Source organism: Peribacillus sp. NPDC097224 (assembly GCF_044761985.1).
Lineage (GTDB): Bacteria > Bacillota > Bacilli > Bacillales > DSM-1321 > Peribacillus.
On sequence record NZ_JBIWDK010000007.1, the window covers coordinates 116,037 to 134,107 of the forward strand.

Genomic DNA, 18,071 nt, shown 5'->3' on the forward strand with positions numbered 1-18,071 from the left:
GATGCTATCATTCTTTATATTTTCTCTGTTATACTCCAACGCTGCTTTAATCTCTCTATATGGAGAGTGATGTAGCCAAGTTCACATTCCGGAAGTTCCATTTCATAAGTGTTCATTAATACTTGAAATACTTCCTTAGAGCATTGATAGGAAATCGGAAACTTCTTTTTTATCATCTCTAGCATTTCCTCATCCATGGTATGAAGTTCAAAATGCTTTACTCTAGAGATGGAATGACGAAGATGTGTGATTAAACGTTGGTAAGAAATATCATCATGATTGATCGTAATATCCAAGAATTCAGTAATCGTCTGGATAAGGTCACTGATAATGGCTGTTTGTCTTACGGTTTCCTTCATATCTCCATTTTGTGGTTTAGCTGTATGGATATGAAGGGCAATATAGCCAGCTTCATCTATTGGCATTTCAATATGAAACCTCTTTGCAATGTGCTGAATAGCCCACATACCAATTTCAAATTCAGTTTTGTAGAGTACTTTAATTTCTTGAAGGAGCTTGTTCTGTAAATGGATTCCTTCTTGTTCTCTTTCAATCGCAAAGGATAAATGGTCTGTTAGGACAATATGGATATGGTCACTTAATTTCACACCTAACTTTTCTTCTGCATAGGAAATGATTTCTTCCGATATTTCGAAATGCTTTTCAGGGATTCTCAATATAAGCTGCTGGAACTTATCCGTTTCCTCTATAACAAAAAGCTTTTCAACTTCTTGTGTTTTGACAAGATCATTTCTTCGCTTGTTAAAGGCAATGCCTGTACCGATGGCTATTTTCTCGGTTTGCCCGTCTTCAACCACTACCGCGTTATTATTCAGGATTTTTTTTATTTTCACTCGAATATTCCTCCTCAAACATGTGGCATAGGAAATGTTTACGTATTTGTCACCTTAATCACGACCGTTTCACCCATTCTTGCAACTTTATCCAAAGACATTTCATATTTAGTTGTATTCGTTTGACTGTTTGTAATAACCATAATCAACATGTCGCTTTTTGCATGTTCTTTAATATGCTGTAAATGATAGGTCAGTAATAATTGCCCGACCGTTATGGAATCTCCAACGTTTACTTTTACATCAAATCCCTCACCTTTTAAAGCAACTGTTTCAAGACCAACATGAATCAATAGTTCCGTTCCATCATCAGCTAATACGCCAATTGCATGCTTTGTAGGAGCAATTTGTATAACTTTTCCAGACACTGGTGATGACACATTTCCATCAATCGGAACAATAGCTATTCCTTCCCCCATCATTTTTTGACTGAAAACTGGATCGGGTACTTCTTCTATGGAAAGAATCTCTCCATTTATGGGTGCATAAATAAGCTGCGGTGTTTTTGGGGTTTTCTTAAATAATTTTGAAAACATTTTAGATTCTCCTTGTACCTATTTTTAGATGATTTTCTAACATTTTACTTTAAGTGAACACAAAAAAAGGCACGGAAGTAACCAATTAAAAGAATCGAAATTCTCTCAACCGTACCACCCTGCCTGAACGAATCAGTAACATGTGATCAATATGGAATATTACTTATAAAATACCATTATTTATTCAATAACACAATATGTAAAGAAAGTATATTTGAATATTCAAAATAGTTAATGGCTACGGTTATCAAAGAATAATATGAATATCTAAATAGCGCTTTCTAGGGAATTAGGACCTTTCATGTTAGGAAGAGTGTGCCATTTTATTCGACCCACAAACTTAAAAATATAAGCCAGTACCATCAAATTTCCAGGTCGGAGGTTGCCTAAGTCCATATTGCTGGAGACTAAAATATCCTAACTGATTTAACTATACTAGCTCCAAATTGAATAGTTCAAGAGAGAGGTTTATTTGGATCTGTAAATATAAGGAGATTGATTCACTACTTTTCTACCAATATTAATTAGATAAGGAAATAGTGGTTTACAAGTATATATTTTGAATAGTATGATAATTCCAATAAATTGAAAAGGAGGTAATCGATTATGAAGAAGCACGACTCACTTATCGACGGAACTCTACCATCATTTAACAACTGCGGTTGTCAAAAGCCAACTGCACCAACGGGTAAATAACTTTGTAACTAACAAAGGATGATGGGCCTGTCGAAGGCCCGTCATCCCAATTTATTTGAAGGGGTTGGTGAAAATGTATATAGTTTTACATGATGATGTCATTTTAAGAAATGAACATGGTTATTTGGAATCTAATGCACGTTTTTTTTACACCGCTCGAACTAGGCATACAGAATTTATTTCAGCAGCTACCTTTGAACTACTCACCTATCTCACAACCTCTCGAACGATAGATGATGCCTGGAATTATTACCATGAGAAAGCAGTAGCATTGAATGAGTTGCCTGATCGTGTGGAATTTGACGAATTTATAAAGGAATTGATAGATGGGGGGACCCTTTTTTTAACAGATCAATATATTTCCTCTGAACGGCCTCTTAAACATCTCAGTATTTCACCTCCGAAAACTTCCAAATATACACCAATGACATTTCCAACAAAAGTTAACGTTACGAGTACAATGAGATGCAATTTGATGTGTACTCATTGTTTACGAGAATCTTCCCCTTTTTTTGATACCAGTGATAATTTAAATACAGAAGAAATGAAAAAACTATTTACAGACCTAGATAATTTGGGAATCATTGAATTGGCTTTTTCTGGAGGGGAAACCACTACCAGAAAGGATATATGTGAGTTAATTGATCACGCTGGCACGTTACGATGTTTTTTTGAGTTTTTTACAAATGGTCACCGAGTCACTCAAAAAGTTTATGATTCATTACTTAGATTAAAAGATAGAAAGGGAAGAGGGTTACAAATCCACCTATCTTTAGATGGGGATGAAATCTATCACGATAAAATACGTGGAAACGGCCAATTTCACAAAGTCATTAATACTTTAAAAAGATTCTCAAACGATAGTTTCTATGTGATTGTAGAGTCGGTTTTAGTTCCTGAAAGTGTTGAAAATGGAGTCGTAAGAAAAGTGATTGAAACATGTGCGGCCAATGGTGCTAATGGAATTAGTTTTCACCCCGCTTCTGTTTCGGGTCGAGCTGGTGGAAATCCAGAAAACTTTCTATTTACCCTTTCACAACTAGCGTATTTTGAAGAAGAAGTGTTAGAAGTGGCAAAAGAATTTCCAAATATAAAAATTGAATTTCAAGCGTATTATTATCCAGGTAAAAAGAACACAGATAATCTTTTCAGTTTACCTGCTAACGTAGGCCCTCAAGGTATGTTTTTACTAGCAATTGGTGCAGACGGAAGCGTTTATCCATGTACGGAATCTATTGGTGATCGATCTCAAATTATAGGGAATGTAAAGGAGACAGATTTAATTTCCATATGGAATAGTACAAAGTGGGATTTTTATAGAGGTGGATGGGAGATAGAGGAATTAAAAGCATGCCAGGGCTGTATTTTTAATGGTAATTGTAGGATGCAAACTTGCAGATGTTATGCAAAGAGAACTTTATTCGATGCTTACGGTGCTATGCCAGAATGCTATAAGGTAGGTGAAGAAATATGGGAAAAATCAAAAATTTAGGTTTTCAAGACTTAGCGGAAAATATAGATGAATTATTAACACTGAATAAAGAGGATCTTTTAGAATTTTGCTCCCGGCCGGAGGAGTGGAGTACTCCTAACTTGTTATCCTCTTTTGTTTCACAAGATGAAAGAAGAATTTATAACTTTAAGAAATTCCTTGCGGAAAGGCCCATGCATTGGGCAAATTTATTAAGTCTGTTGAGATCAAATGGTCTAGACGCCTCCTTTTTAACAATACCAGATGAATTAGAAGATGCTCTGAAAGCTCCGTGTATTTTAGCCATTCCGCATTTCGGAGTACATATGTTGGTTCCTACAATATTAAGTCAATTAATTGGTGATAGCTCATATATTTTAGCCACTGGAGGATCTGAAGGGCATGAAGTAGGAAAAAGCATAAAAAAAATTTTACCGAATGATAAGGTGAATTTCTTGCCTGTTCCTGATATATGGATACTTCGAAAATTAGTAAAAGGATTTAAAATCGGCAATTACCCTTTAATTTATCCGGAAATCAGTTCTTCGAATGATAAGGAATTATATAAATTGGAGTTATTAGGGGAAAAGGTTCATGTACCCCTGGGAGTTGAACATTTGAGTAGACTATGCAATGCGAATGTTCTGCCAGTTGCCATTCAATGCAATTCAAACAAATATGAATTAGTAATGGGACCTTTATTAACCTATTCCAATAAGGGCAGTATAATTGAACCTTTATTTAAATGGATAGAAGAGTTAGTTTATAATGACCCTACACAATGGTTCGGTTGGAAACTTATAGAAGATATGTTGGTCAAAGAAGAACATACTGTTACCAATCATTAACTTGAAAATCCAGATGATCCAATGACAAATCATAAGGAGAAAAAGAGTGAAGCGAAACATACACCTCATTATTGTGGCTCTTGGCATACAATCTTTACAATCCAGTATTGTCTTCCTCACGTTAGCTTGGTTCTTTATTAACATCACTCATTCGCCCTTGGTGTTTAGTTCATTAATGGCATTTCGTTATATACCCGGGATATTATTGGCAGCGGTAAGCGGCATACTCATTGATCGATTCAATAAAATATCCTTAGGGTTATGGGCTAGCGTTTGGCATTTATTCACGTTATGTGCATTATTCGCGATTGGACTAATGGAAGTAGTACCAAGTGGCTTCGGTTACTGGATTTATTGCCTGGTTCTTCTTTTCATGGGTGTGGCCTCCGCCATATTAACACCGCTTGAAAGAACGTTAATCCCATTGTTAACTCCGCCAGAAGAATTAAAATCGGTCAATAGTGTCATAACGGCCATCACCCAAATCGCAAACTTATTAGGTACGGCAATTGCTGGTGGTCTTTTGGTAATAGGGGGATTTACGGTGGCGATGCTAACGTCGATCATCCTGATTCTTCTATCTGTTGTTTGCTATGTGATTCTTAGGTACAGGGCGGTACTGAAAGATGCCAATAATCAAGATACCAATCGTATACAAACACCAATTAAGGTAACATTCTCGATTTTAAAAAGACAGAAGTGGATCTTTTCGGCTATCACGGCAGCGGTGTTTACGAATATGGCATTCGTTATGATCATGGATGTCTTACTCCCCACTTTATACTCGGAAATTAAGGTGAATGGTTCAGCGGCTTTGGGACTCTGCTTTACAGCCATTGGGATCGGGACTCTCCTGGGAGCAACCATTACGTATAAAATCAAACAAATGAATTTTGAAATGTCGATCGTATTGTATGTTTTATCTGGAGTCGTGGGCACGATTGCCGGTTTTGTAGTGGATTCCACTATCATGAGTATTGTGTTGTTTGGAGTATTCGGACTTTTAGCGGCTCCCGTCACAATAATCTTCCAAACTGAATTGCAGCAGGCTATTCCCCAAAACATCATGGGCAGTGCCATGGGTTTTCTGACAGCTGGAGCGACATTGGCACAACCCATAGGGGTTTTCATTGCTGGTGTATTTCTCTTAAAACTCAATGGAAGTTATGTTCTTGCTATTTCTTGCTCTATATCGATCATAGCTGTTGTGATGGGCTGGTATCGAATCAACAAGCAAAAGAAATTAATAAGCCAAGAAGTCATGATGACAAAACAAACATTAGGGTAGTGAAACGGAGCAATGAGGGAACTCCTCATTGCTTTTTACTATGTGTCGATTCGTGGTAGTTCAGTAGATGGCTAAGAAGATTGGCCAAGAAGGCTACTAAAATATTTACTAATCATACTGACAAACAGAATTCCTTTTATTAACTAATAAAGAAATTCGTCCAAATATATATGGTAAAATTAGTTAGGATCATTTATATAGAGGTAGGAGGATATGGAATATGAGTAATTGGTTATACATTCTTTATGCTGGAATTTTAGGCATAGTATCTTGGTTTACAGGGGAAATAGTAACCTTTGTGATGTTGGGGATTATTCTTATTGCTTTGAATAATATAAATACAACACTTAAAAAGATTTATCTTCAAAATGAAAGAAGTCATAAGGAAATAAGTTGATGTAAAACTCTAACGGGTGGATTTATTATGAAGAATCGAAATTTTACGTTCATCTTTTAGGAGGTCAAGCCTTTGCTTTCTTTCAAAAAAATCTCCGTAGGCCTTCTGTTTATAGGGAGTCTTGCTGCATGTGATAACGAACAAGACATGAAAAATGAAAAGGTGGATGTAGAGCAGAAAATAGAGGTACAAGATTCTACACAAAAAGAGGATATACCCTCGTACGAAGCGCCCAAGTTTCAGATATATGGCGGCTGGATGAACGATGAATCTTATATACTGATTAAAAGTGATGGTTACGATGGGAAGAATAGATCCAAATACATAGTAGAAAAATTCACTAAAACGGGGAAAGATAAGACGATAAAGCATTTCCAGTTAGCAAAATCTACTGAATCAAAACTGACCGGCATACTATTTAACAAGAAATCAAACAAGACATCTTTTCTGACACTCGAATTGAATAAAGATCATACCGAAATAACGGTCACGTTGCCGAATGAAAAACCCGATACCTATAAAAATGCAGATATAGAGCCGGAAGAATTTAATTCAGAGTATGAGTGGGAAGATTGACACCATAAAGAGAGTTGCTTTCGCAGCTCTTTTTTCTTATGAGCTAATGGGGCATGATAGTTCAATGAAGATGATGAATATACTATATAAATTTTTCTTAGGGAGTGAAGTAAGTGGGGATCAGAAGAGCAAATATACAAGATTGGAAGGCAATATCGGATTTGCTAGGCCAGTTGGATTATTTAAATACCGAGACCTTCATTAAAGATAAAATAGAAAGGCTTACCATACATCCTGATGAGGAATTACTGGTTTATGAGGATAATGAAAGAGTCATTGCTTTTATTTCCATGCATTATATACCCCAAATAGCGTTAATAGGGGATTTTGCTAGAATCAGTTATTTTGCAGTAGATTCAACAAATAGGGGTAAGGGAATTGGACAAGAGATTGAAGAGTTTTGTACTGAGTTAGCTAAGAAGCGAAACTGTGACAGACTTGAGGTTCATTGTCATTCAAGAAGAATCGATGCACATCGATTTTATTCCCGCCAAGGCTATTCTGAATCACCAAAATACTTTATTAAGATGATAAAGTAATTCTTTTTTTTCTTCAAACTTCTAAGGGGGCTTTACTCCAAAATAGAGAGTTGCTTTCGCATCTCTTTTTTCTTGTAGAACCTAGATTTTTCAACTTCTAAACAAGACATTTTCATGTTATATTCATACATATATTTCCACTATAGAAATGCAAACACCCCTCTCTTCCTTATTAGATTTCTTAGTATTTGACATTGATATAAATCCAAAGTGAAATGAAGTAGATCTAACCGGTTGCAAAGGAGTGAAACGCATGTAAATACCTCTTTATTCTCTTAGAAAAATGAATAAAGAGGGGTTGTTTGCATTGAAGAATAAATCATTTACTGTGTTGGTGGCAGGACAATCGTTAGCGAATGCTGGGGATGTTTTTTATATTGTTGCGCTGATAACAAGTGTTTAAGCTGTCACCCATTCGTTATTTTATGTTTCGTTGGTTCCTGTCATAAATATGCTTGGTGGGTTTGTAGGAGGTTTATTTGCACCACTGCTCATCGATCGATACCCGTTGAAAAAGCTTTTATTTCATTCCCAGTTCGTTAAAACATGTTTCTTACTTGTGCTAACCCTATATGTATCATCGCTTTTCTCGAAAGACTCAATGGAAGCGGTATATATCCTTATTTTCTTCATCATGTTTTTGGATGGGTTCGCTAATCCAGCGAGTAGTGCCTTGATCCCTCAGCTTGTTCCGGAAGAGTCCTTATTAAAAGCAAATAGCCTCATGTCTTCTATCCAGACATTCATTCAGATGGGAGGATGGGCTGCAGGTGGCATTTTGGCGGCACTTTTGCAGGCTCACGGGCTGTTATTGTTAACGTGCTGTTTGTATGGGCTATCCACTTGCTTGCTGGCATTCGTAAGAGTCAAGGAACAACAACAATCTGAACGTGAAGGGAAGGAAAGCAAAAGGGATTCCCTGTTTGAAGGGTGGAGGTTGATCGCAGGAGATAAGAGGCTGCGTGCTCTACACTTCACTCTGTTTTTTGGTTCGATCGCTAGCCCGGTCTGGGTATCCTCGATCCTTTATCCGTTTATAGATAAACGCCTGGGAGTAGGAACGGAGTGGTGGGGCTATATCAACGCCTCTTTATTATTAGGATTATTTCTGGCGGGCATACTTGCATATAGACGGTCCGCCTTCATTCATAAGAATATCCAGAAGGTGCTGTTGGGTGGAGGGTTCATGGTCTTTCTGCTGACCCTTTTATTTGGAGTGAATGTGAATCCCTTCCTTGCCCTTTTGTTCATTGGTTCTTATGGTCTATTCGAAGAACTACGGATGATTTCCATTCATACGATCATCCAAAGTGTAGTCAAGGAAAGGCTTTTGGCTAAGGTATATGCCGTCCAAAGTTCTCTCATCATGCTAACTTTTGCGATATCCACTCTCGTGATGGGCATGCTGGGCCAGCGATACAGCATCGTCGTTGTATTTATGGTCGCTTCGGTTTGCTTAGGTCTTTCGTTCATTTATCTTTTGACCTGTAGAAAGCAAGTAACGCTCCCTATCGATGGACCTAGCTTTGAAGAATAATGATGCTTGATTGATGAAAAGCCAACTTAGTTCCGTTGGCTTTTTTTCGTAAAATGTCATCCAACTTTACATAGGGTGGAGGGGTATGATATGGTTTTGATATAGGGTATAGGGGTATATGAGTGAGGGGGCGACAAATGGAATTCGACCTAAATAAAGAAACAGCAGATCAAGATACTTGTTGTTCAAGTACAAATGAACGGAAAAGCCATCATACCGAGGCAACAAAGAAAAATCTTGTTACAAGACTGAATCGGGTGGAAGGCCAAATTCGCGGCATAAAAGGGTTAATCGAAAAAGACACATACTGTGACGACGTGATTACTCAGATAGCTGCTGCGCAATCCGCCTTAAATGGTGTGGCCAAGCTGCTTCTTGAAACGCATATGAAAGAATGTGTGGTAGATCGTATTCAAGAAGGGGACTTGGAAGTACTCGATGAAGTCCTTGTGACGATCCAAAGACTAATGAAAAAATAAGGAGTAGATACTATGGAAAATGTAACCTTACAAGTAAGCGGGATGTCTTGCGGACATTGTGTAAAAGCAGTGGAAGGTAGTGTAGGCAAATTAGAAGGTGTCGATCAAGTAAAAGTTCAGCTAGAAGCTGGTCAAGTTACTGTTTCGTATGATAAGGAAAAGGTAACCCTAGATACCATCAAAGAAACCATTGATGATCAAGGCTACGAAGTAGAATGAATTTTGGGTACCATAATGAAAAGATGAAGAGTGCCGCCCTGGTACTCTAATTCTTTCGAAAGAATATACCCCTATTGGGTATAGTGGAGGTGAATGAGATGGCAACCGCATCTAAGGATAAAGCAGCAGCGAAAGAATCAAATCTTCAAATTTCAGGGATGACGTGTGCAGCGTGTGCGAACCGCATTGAAAAAGGGTTGAATAAAATGGACGGGGTCGAGCAAGCCTCCGTCAATTTAGCACTTGAAAAGTCCACGATTACATACGATCCTTCCAAACTGAGTGAAGAAGATTTTGAAAAGAAAATTGAAGCGCTTGGGTATGGTGTCGTGAAGCAAAAAAAGGAATTCGCCATCACGGGCATGACGTGTGCAGCGTGTGCGACGCGGATTGAAAAGGGCCTAAATAAAATGGATGGTGTATCATTTGCCAACGTCAACTTAGCGCTTGAAAAAACGACGGTAGAATTCAATCCATCTGAAGTTACGATTGCGGACATCATTGCAAAGGTAGAAAAGCTTGGGTATGGTGCCCATCAAAAGCAAGACGGAAAAGAACAAGTGGATTACCGTGAAAAGGCCATTAAAGAGCAGAAACTGAAATTCATCATTTCTGCCATTCTTTCCTTGCCTTTACTATGGACAATGTTTGGTCACTTTTCTTTTACATCCTTTCTATATGTACCGGATTTTTTAATGAATCCCTGGGTTCAAATGATCTTTGCAACGCCTGTCCAATTTATCATCGGTAAACAGTTTTATGTAGGTGCTTATAAATCACTTCGTAACGGTAGTGCCAATATGGATGTACTCGTGGTGATGGGGACTTCAGCGGCTTATTTTTACAGTGTATACCAAGCCCTTGTTACAATGGGCGCGCATCATGGTCCGCATCTATATTTTGAAACAAGTGCCGTGTTAATTACCCTTATCCTTTTAGGTAAATTATTCGAGGCAAAAGCAAAAGGCCGGTCATCCGAAGCCATCAAGAAATTAATGGGGCTTCAAGCGAAAACAGCCATGGTCATTCGAGAAGGTGTGGAAAAAGAAATCCCGCTAGAAGAAGTGATGATGGGTGATACCATCCCGGTGAAGCCGGGTGAAAAGATCCCGGTTGATGGAGAGGTAATGGAAGGAACGACGGCTGTCGATGAATCCATGCTGACGGGTGAAAGCCTGCCGGTGGATAAGGCTAGTGGTGATCTGCTATATGGCTCCACCCTCAACAAAAATGGCTTCATTAAAATGAAAACGACAAAAGTTGGCCGGGATACGGCATTAGCCCAAATCATTAAGGTAGTAGAAGATGCGCAAGGTACAAAAGCGCCAATCCAACGATTAGCAGATAAGATTTCAGGTGTGTTCGTACCGATTGTCATCGGGATTGCCATTCTTACGTTCTTAGCCTGGTTGATCCTGGTGAATCCGGGTAATTTCACGGCTGCACTTGAAGTGTTGATTGCCGTCCTTGTGATTGCCTGTCCATGTGCACTAGGATTAGCCACGCCAACTTCCATCATGGCAGGTTCAGGTCGTGCCGCTGAATTCGGCATTTTATTCAAAGGTGGCGAGCATTTAGAACAAACACAAGGCATCGATACGGTGGTTGTGGATAAAACAGGGACCGTCACACATGGTAAACCTGTATTAACGGATGTTCATGCGGCAACGGGTCAGGGTGAGAAGAAGTTCCTATCATTGATTGGGGCTGCCGAAAAGCAATCCGAACATCCCTTGGCAGAAGCAATCGTGCAAGGCATTCAGGATAAAGGCATCGAACTCGGCGATGTCCAGTTCTTTGAAGCGATACCGGGTCATGGGGTACAGGCAACGGTTTCAGGCCAAGGTGTCCTCGTTGGTACGCGGAAACTAATGAAACAATACGGTATCGATATTCAACCAATCCTTCCAACGATGGAGAAACTGGAGGCTGATGGAAAAACAGCGATGTTAGCGGCCATCAATGGACAGTATGCAGGCCTGGTAGCCGTGGCCGATACCATTAAAGAAACTTCCAAAGAAGCTATATCACGCTTACAAGGCATGGGTATCACAGTCATGATGATGACAGGCGATAACGAGCGCACCGCACAGGCGATTGGTAAAGAGGTAGGCGTTGACGCCGTCATAGCCGAAGTGCTCCCTGAAGGGAAAGCGGAAGAAGTGAAGAAGTTGCAGCAACAAGGGAAGAAGGTTGCCATGGTCGGGGATGGTATCAATGACGCACCCGCCCTTGCCATAGCGGATATTGGCATGGCAATAGGAACCGGTACGGATGTTGCCATGGAAGCCGCCGACATTACATTAATTCGGGGGGACTTGAACAGTATAGCGGATGCCATACTCATGAGTCGCAAAACGATGCGCAATATTAAACAGAATCTGTTCTGGGCATTCGCCTACAACGTGATTGGGATTCCGATTGCAGCATTGGGGCTTCTAGCACCGTGGGTCGCTGGCGCTGCTATGGCGTTCAGTTCCGTATCGGTTGTCTTGAACGCATTACGTCTCCAAAGGGTCAAACTAGAAAAGTAAGCTAATTAAATGACGAAAGTAAAAAAGAGCCTTGCTACCATAACGTGTAGCAAGGCTCTTGATTGTGTGAGAATTTAGTTAACTAGTAAACTCCTTGACGATGACAATTCCATCCACTATAATCAAATCCTGTGAAAAAAACAGGAAAAGGGTGGGGACACATGAAAAGAATTCTAACGGCAGCTTTAGCATCCTCCATGCTATTATTATCGGCGTGCTCAGAAGACACGGATTCAAAGGAAACAGAAGTTACGAAGGAAGTAGATACAAAAGTGTCAGCTGAAACGGATGCTACAGCGACCATCAAAGGGAAAGACTACGATGAAACGGGTGGAGCGGATGCCTATGCTTCTAAGGGAGACCATGCGGATTCTCGTTACTATAAAGCACCTGACTTCTATAATATGAAGTCAGATGATCGGTTAATTCTGATTGAAAACTATCAAACAATGCAACAAACGACGGAATGGTCTTGTGGACCTGCCACGGCTTTAATGGTCGCGAATCATTTTGGGTACACGGATCTAACAGAGATGGATATCGCGAAGCAAATGAAGTCGATGACGGACTTAGATGTTAAAGATGCGTTGCCAGGAACCGCGAATAATTTCCCGGAATATGGTTCGAATGTTTCCCAACTCTATGATTTCTTCAAGGACTTAGAAGGCTTTGAAGTCGTCGAATCAAGCTATCGCGAGGAATACAATGACGCAGACTTAATTCAAGCTAGTAAAGAAGTCACTGAGAATAATGTTGGCAACCTGCCAGCAACCTTCACGTGGAACAGCCTGTATGCTTCCGAAAACAGTGAAACGACAGAAGCGTTTGTAGAAGATGCGAAAGATAGCTATTTCGTGAAATGGCTGACGAATCATTTGAAGAACGATCGTCCAATCATGGTGGAATGGGGCGACTGGGATGGCCATTGGCAATCGATTATCGGATATGACAATAACGGCACACCGGGCATTGGCGATGATACACTGATCTTCGCTGACCCGTATGATACATCTGATCACGCGCAAGATGGCTATTACTTCTATCCATTAGAGCGTTGGTTTGGCCAATGGAATGACCGCAACATCGCACCAAAACCATTCCAATTACAACCTTATCTTGTCGTAGACAAGAAATAAGCAGATACGACCCAAGCGGCAAGATCCAGTTCAATGGATGTTGCCGCTTTTTTATTTATTCTATTTGTGAGTTTCCATTAGTCTTAGTGAAAGAAACGATTCATTGTTCTATTTTGGTAACTTCCCTACAAATGTCCATACTATTGTAGTATAATTATTTAGCGTAAAAATAAAATAAGCAATAAAAGGGGATCAAATGTATCAAAAGCTAGTAGACTTTCTTGAAAAATTGCCGAAAAACTTGCAAATTATTTCTGAAAAGATTGAAAGACTATCAAAGATTATTGACGAAGTCGGGATAAAGCTCATTACCTTTTCCTGTGGAATTTTAGGTATAATTATAACATTTCGTTGGTTATTCTAACTCCATCCTATCTTTTGGATACATATACAGCATGCTAAATACATAGAAAATGAGTTGAATGAGTTGGGAAAAAGTAAAAAAAAAGATTTTAGCATTATAAAGCTTATAAGTAGTATCATTTGGTCAATTTTTTGTATCATTGGTGCGATATTTATAGTGATTTTTTTTGTTAAAGAAATTTTCAATGCGGTTTTGTAGATCCACAGGCTGTCGACATAGGCAGCTTTTTTTGTACCAAGTTTAGCAGCAATTTAATGTTTCTAACTAGTAGATAGGATTCAAGGGTGAAGAAACCGTAAATTTTTATGGTTTCTTTTTTATATGTATGGAAGGTTGGATGAACGTCTTTGTATATGGTTTAGTTATCATGTATGGAATAGATAAATTTATTTAACCATCTAGATATTATAAAATAAGGGGTCACATCGCTACGGCAGTCCTTTTTCTTATAACTGGGTAGGCTACTTTCACAAGAATAAAAATAAAGAAAATCATTTGTTTTATTAATAAAAAACAAGTGATCTTCTTCATAGTACAAGTTAAAAACTTTTTTATTAGACGAGTTTTAGACCTATTGCAGCACCTAAACCATGCCTATAAACAATTTGACTGCTATCATTGCATTTACTGTATGACTATCAATAGGCTGTTTTTGATTCTTCTCTCGAGCGTTTATTCCCTTTATAGATAAAATAAAGGGAAATGACCATAAATAGTAATGCGAAGACACGTTTCATATCTAATTCTATGACTAAGCTATTGAACCATCCAAAATGATCAATGATTACACCAATTACAAGTTGACCGGTTATTCCGGCAATATTGGTTGCGATAACCCCAATTCTAGGAACGGCCATGACAGTCAGAAGTAAGTACATGGTGCCTAAAAATGCTGCACTCAACTGCCATTTCGGTGCTTCTAGAAGGCCAAGCACATTTCCCCTCCCAAAAAACATGATGAAAATCGTAAGAAACATGGTTCCAGTGAGAAAGGTCAAAAATGTTGTTTCAATGGTTCCAGCTTTTCGACTAAATGTGCCATTTATAGATGATTGAGCGCTTAATGTGATGCCGCCTAAAAATGTAAATAAAATCATGAATAACCCCATAATTGTGTACCTCCTAGTTGATTAATATAAGTGCAATAATCATTGAAACAACTGCCAGAATCTTTTCTTTATTTATTCTAGTTTTTGTACTGCCTAGCCACCCAAAATGTTCAATGACCATACTCATGACTAACTGTCCGATAATTACAGCTACCATTGTAATGCCAACACCGACGTATGGGACACTTATAACAATGGAGGTTAAATAAACAACACCCAGGACACCACCAAGTAATGACCATTTAGGTGCTTCAAATGTATAGGAAATCCGTCCTTTTCCAAAAAATAGCCACAATAGCCCCATGATAATGGAGCCCATAAAGAAGTTATAAAAGCTTGTTTCTATTTGTCCAATTGATTTTCCCAATTCAGCATAGATAGCCCCTTCAAAGCTAAGTGCTGCTCCAGCCAACAGAGCTAGTATATAAGATATAAAGCGCATTTAGAGTTTCTCCTTTTTAATATATTTGTATATCTAGAAAACTAGATATAAATAGGTGGAAAACAGAAATCAAGATGAATTAGATCTCCGTTCTAAAATAATTGGCTAATTGTTGAATAAATTCTTCATTGCGCCTATAGTATGTCCATTGTCCATGACGAATCGATTCAAGTAGCCCAGCTTTTTGCATCATGTTTAAGTAGCTAGAAACCGTAGATTGAGAAACTTTGGCTTTTTCTTGAATATCCCCAACACATACTCCACCTTTATAACTTACCCCCTTTGGTAGGTGAGCGCCTTGTTTGGGGAAGTGCTTCTCTGGTTCCTTTAACCACTTAAGGATGTGAAGCCTTGTTTCGTTAGATAACGCCTTGAATACATCAATAGGATTCATGGACGTAATTATATATCTAGATTTCTCGATATGTCAACTTGAGGAAATAAAGAGAGTACAGGTAATGAAGCGTACCTTCATTAACGAACAAGTGATATAGCGAAAATAGGAAACGAGCCTCATCCCTAAGGATCGAGGTTTTATTTTTGTTCATGAAATAGGGGCGAGATATGGTACACTGATTCAAAAACCAAGGTGCACATCATTTGTACAATATATTTTTGTGCAGACATGTGGACAACAATCGGACTGAGAAACCATATATATCAAATGAAAAGTAAGGTATCGTGGAATTAGGGAGAGGGAGAGCCGATGTTTTTAGATGAAAGAAGCGCAAACCTAATAAAAATATTACAGCATTCACCCATTTCAAAGATGAAAGATATTGAAGAACAAACCGGTCTGACGAGGAGACAAATTCAATATGCTTTTGGTAAAGTGAATGATTGGCTTCACGATCACGGGTATCCAGCCATTCTCTATCAAAAAGAATTAGGGTATTCCCTTCCTGACAAAGTTCAAGAGGAAGAATTGAACGTAAAACTAACCAAACGAAATTATGTATTTTCTGAGACAGATAGAGAGAAATTGTTCTATCTCATGATTTTGCTTAGTCCTGAAGCGTTATCTGTCTATCATTTTCAATCAATCACGGGGCTATCACGTAATACCGTATTAAAGGACCTGAAGCAGCTCAAGGAGAAAGCGCAAGAAGTCAACCTTAAGATTCAGTACTCCAAGCAAGAGGGTTATGTGATTAAGGGAGAAAGCAGAGTCAAGCGATACATGATTGAACAACTGGTACATGATGTCCTTAATCGTCCAGATAATAATCTGATTATTGAGTGTATTTGGGGAGATCAACAATCAACCATTCAATCCATCCGGCGTCAGCTGGAGCAGATTGAACGTGAATTGGGGATCACCTTTACGGATGAGCGGCTGTATGAATTGACCTATTTATTTCTATGTACAGATCAGCTCATTGGAAAAGGGGAAGAATTGCAAGTCAATCAGAGTTGGTTACCTTTTGTGACAACAGATGAATTTAAAGCGGTTGAGCAAATGACGAAAACCGATGCGTTCCAATCGGTTTGGAGCGAAACGGAAAATTTATATGTAACCCTCCATCTGCTAAGCATGAACCGGACAAAGGATATATCTCCGCTCAAGGAGGATGAAGTGATCGAAACGCTTTTGCAGGAGATTGTAAAAGAGTTCGAAAAATTGGCTTTTGTTCATTTACATGATAAAGACCAGCTATGCCAGCAATTGTACGTTCATTTTAAACCGGCTTATCATCGTCTAAGATACGGGCTTTCATCCATGAATCCGATGACGGAAAAGGTACAAAAGGTCTATCCTGAACTGCACCATCTGACCACTAAATCTTTATGGGTACTAGAGAAAGAGATTGGGCGCCCAGTACCTGAAGAGGAAGTGGCATACTTTACGATTTATTTTGGAGGCTGGTTGCGAAGACAAGGGACTACTTTAGATGACCGCAAAAGAGCCATCGTTGTTTGTCCGAATGGGATTGGCATCAGCAATATTCTCATCTACACATTGAAAGAATTATTTCCGGATATATTGTTTTTGGATGTATTATCTGTTCGAAATGCGTCCGAGTATCCATTAGCATACGATCTCGTTTTTTCAACGGTACATATGAGAACCAAAGTTCCGTTATTTGTCGTACCGCCCATTTTGGAAAGGCAGGACAAACATAAGCTGCGCCTGCAAGTCATGCAGGAATTGTATGGGTATACGACACAAAATGTTGATGGTTCCGCTCTGTTAAAAGTCATTTCAAAATATGCAACCATCCATGAACCTGATCAACTTGAAAAGGCCCTTGAATCCCTGATGTACATAGATACACCCAAGGTAAATAAATATTCCTTAAAGGAGGCGGAGAAACCAGTGTTAGATGAACTACTCAACCTACAAACGATTCAAATCCTGCCGCGTGTTACAGAGTGGAGAGAAGCGATTCGAGTTGCAGCCCAGCCTCTTGTTGATTTAGGAACTGTCGAAGAGAGATATGTGGATGCAATGATTGAAGGAATCGAAACGAATGGTCCCTATGTGGTGATCACGCCTGACGTGGCCATCCCTCATGCACGTCCTGAGCAAGGTGTTCGCTCATTATCCATGAGTCTATTGAAATTGGATGAACCGGTGGAATTTGCACCCGATAAACCCGTTAGGTTGATCATTGTTTTGGCTGCGGTAGATAACGATTCACATTTACGGGCATTAATTCAGCTGACTCAATTACTGAATGAACGAGCTAATATTGAAGCGATTTTAGAGACAACGGATCCATCCATACTTATGGATTACGTACATAAATATTCTAAGGAGGAAACAGAATGAAGAAAATCATGGTAGTGTGCGGGAACGGATTGGGCAGTAGTTTCATTATGGAGATGAATGTGAAAAAGGCTTTAACACAAATGGGGAAAACGGCTGAGGTAGATCATACGGATCTCACATCCGCTAAATCGGTCCAAGCGGATATATTCCTAGGGGCAGCAGATATTGTCGGCCAACTGGATGATGGAACCCGTACGATTGTTACATTGGAAAATATGATGAGCATTCCTGAAATTACATCCAAATTGGAATCACTTGTCTAACTAAAGCTCG

The 18,071-nt window shown here is 39.1% G+C and carries 17 protein-coding genes and 1 pseudogene; 13 read left to right on the forward strand and 5 right to left on the reverse strand.

The genetic code is table 11. The annotated features are described in order from the left end of the window. Positions 1–14 precede the first annotated feature (14 nt). Both ACIQXR_RS14480 and ACIQXR_RS14485 read right to left on the reverse strand, forming a co-directional pair. Positions 15–854: a PRD domain-containing protein gene (locus ACIQXR_RS14480; RefSeq protein ID WP_403080228.1), complete on the reverse strand. Its 840-nt coding sequence runs from the start codon at positions 852–854 to the stop codon at positions 15–17. Positions 855–892: 38 nt separating this feature from the next. Beyond that, the gene (locus ACIQXR_RS14485; RefSeq protein WP_403080229.1) at positions 893–1,390 is read right to left on the reverse strand and encodes a PTS sugar transporter subunit IIA; all 498 of its coding nucleotides are present in this window, start codon (positions 1,388–1,390) and stop codon (positions 893–895) included. A gap of 769 nt (positions 1,391–2,159) precedes the next feature. Here ACIQXR_RS14485 and ACIQXR_RS14490 point away from each other — a divergent pair. The 11 genes and pseudogenes from ACIQXR_RS14490 (at position 2,160) to ACIQXR_RS14540 (ending at position 13,110) form a co-directional block, all read left to right on the forward strand. Beyond that, entirely contained in the window at positions 2,160–3,578 is a 1,419-nt protein-coding gene (locus ACIQXR_RS14490) for a radical SAM protein (protein ID WP_402986937.1), read from the forward strand. Continuing rightward, positions 3,557–4,405: an LpxL/LpxP family acyltransferase gene (locus ACIQXR_RS14495; protein ID WP_402957578.1), complete on the forward strand. Its 849-nt coding sequence runs from the start codon at positions 3,557–3,559 to the stop codon at positions 4,403–4,405. The genes ACIQXR_RS14490 and ACIQXR_RS14495 overlap by 22 nt, the downstream gene beginning before the upstream one ends. A 46-nt stretch (positions 4,406–4,451) precedes the next feature. Further along, complete coding sequence (locus tag ACIQXR_RS14500) at positions 4,452–5,693, forward strand: MFS transporter (RefSeq protein ID WP_402957580.1); 1,242 nt, start codon at positions 4,452–4,454, stop codon at positions 5,691–5,693. 220 nt (positions 5,694–5,913) lie between these two features. Then, positions 5,914–6,090 (forward strand): hypothetical protein, encoded by a 177-nt coding sequence (locus tag ACIQXR_RS14505; protein ID WP_402873492.1) that lies wholly within the window; start codon positions 5,914–5,916, stop codon positions 6,088–6,090. A 72-nt stretch (positions 6,091–6,162) separates the two neighbouring features. Further along, complete coding sequence (locus tag ACIQXR_RS14510) at positions 6,163–6,666, forward strand: hypothetical protein (RefSeq protein WP_403080230.1); 504 nt, start codon at positions 6,163–6,165, stop codon at positions 6,664–6,666. Positions 6,667–6,779: 113 nt separating this feature from the next. Further along, positions 6,780–7,205, forward strand: coding sequence for a GNAT family N-acetyltransferase (locus tag ACIQXR_RS14515; protein ID WP_403080231.1), 426 nt, complete (start codon positions 6,780–6,782; stop codon positions 7,203–7,205). Positions 7,206–7,632: 427 nt separating this feature from the next. Beyond that, positions 7,633–8,742: pseudogene (locus ACIQXR_RS14520) on the forward strand (MFS transporter); the annotation flags it as partial. A gap of 137 nt (positions 8,743–8,879) precedes the next feature. Then, positions 8,880–9,221 carry a metal-sensitive transcriptional regulator gene (locus ACIQXR_RS14525; protein ID WP_403080232.1) on the forward strand — a complete coding sequence of 114 codons (342 nt, stop codon included), beginning with the start codon at positions 8,880–8,882 and terminating at the stop codon, positions 9,219–9,221. 12 nt (positions 9,222–9,233) lie between these two features. Continuing rightward, positions 9,234–9,440: a copper chaperone CopZ gene (copZ, locus tag ACIQXR_RS14530; protein WP_402873508.1), complete on the forward strand. Its 207-nt coding sequence runs from the start codon at positions 9,234–9,236 to the stop codon at positions 9,438–9,440. A 98-nt stretch (positions 9,441–9,538) separates the two neighbouring features. Next, entirely contained in the window at positions 9,539–11,974 is a 2,436-nt protein-coding gene (locus ACIQXR_RS14535) for a heavy metal translocating P-type ATPase (protein WP_403080234.1), read from the forward strand. Between the two features lie 161 nt (positions 11,975–12,135). Next, a complete protein-coding gene (locus tag ACIQXR_RS14540; protein WP_403080236.1) occupies positions 12,136–13,110 on the forward strand; it encodes a C39 family peptidase in 975 nt (324 codons plus the stop codon). 1,002 nt (positions 13,111–14,112) lie between these two features. Here the strand turns inward: ACIQXR_RS14540 and ACIQXR_RS14545 are convergent. The 3 genes from ACIQXR_RS14545 to ACIQXR_RS14555 form a co-directional block, all read right to left on the reverse strand. Next, positions 14,113–14,583, reverse strand: coding sequence for a DMT family transporter (locus ACIQXR_RS14545; protein WP_403080237.1), 471 nt, complete (start codon positions 14,581–14,583; stop codon positions 14,113–14,115). Between the two features lie 13 nt (positions 14,584–14,596). Next, the gene (locus ACIQXR_RS14550; protein WP_403080239.1) at positions 14,597–15,025 is read right to left on the reverse strand and encodes a DMT family transporter; all 429 of its coding nucleotides are present in this window, start codon (positions 15,023–15,025) and stop codon (positions 14,597–14,599) included. Positions 15,026–15,104: 79 nt separating this feature from the next. Next, positions 15,105–15,419 (reverse strand): ArsR/SmtB family transcription factor, encoded by a 315-nt coding sequence (locus ACIQXR_RS14555; protein WP_403080241.1) that lies wholly within the window; start codon positions 15,417–15,419, stop codon positions 15,105–15,107. A gap of 312 nt (positions 15,420–15,731) precedes the next feature. Here ACIQXR_RS14555 and ACIQXR_RS14560 point away from each other — a divergent pair, with 312 nt between their 5' ends. Next, positions 15,732–17,798, forward strand: coding sequence for a BglG family transcription antiterminator (locus ACIQXR_RS14560; protein ID WP_403080243.1), 2,067 nt, complete (start codon positions 15,732–15,734; stop codon positions 17,796–17,798). Next, positions 17,795–18,061, forward strand: a complete 267-nt coding sequence (locus tag ACIQXR_RS14565) for a PTS sugar transporter subunit IIB (RefSeq protein ID WP_402957611.1) — start codon at positions 17,795–17,797, stop codon at positions 18,059–18,061. Before ACIQXR_RS14560 ends, ACIQXR_RS14565 begins: the two co-directional genes overlap by 4 nt. Positions 18,062–18,071 lie beyond the last annotated feature (10 nt).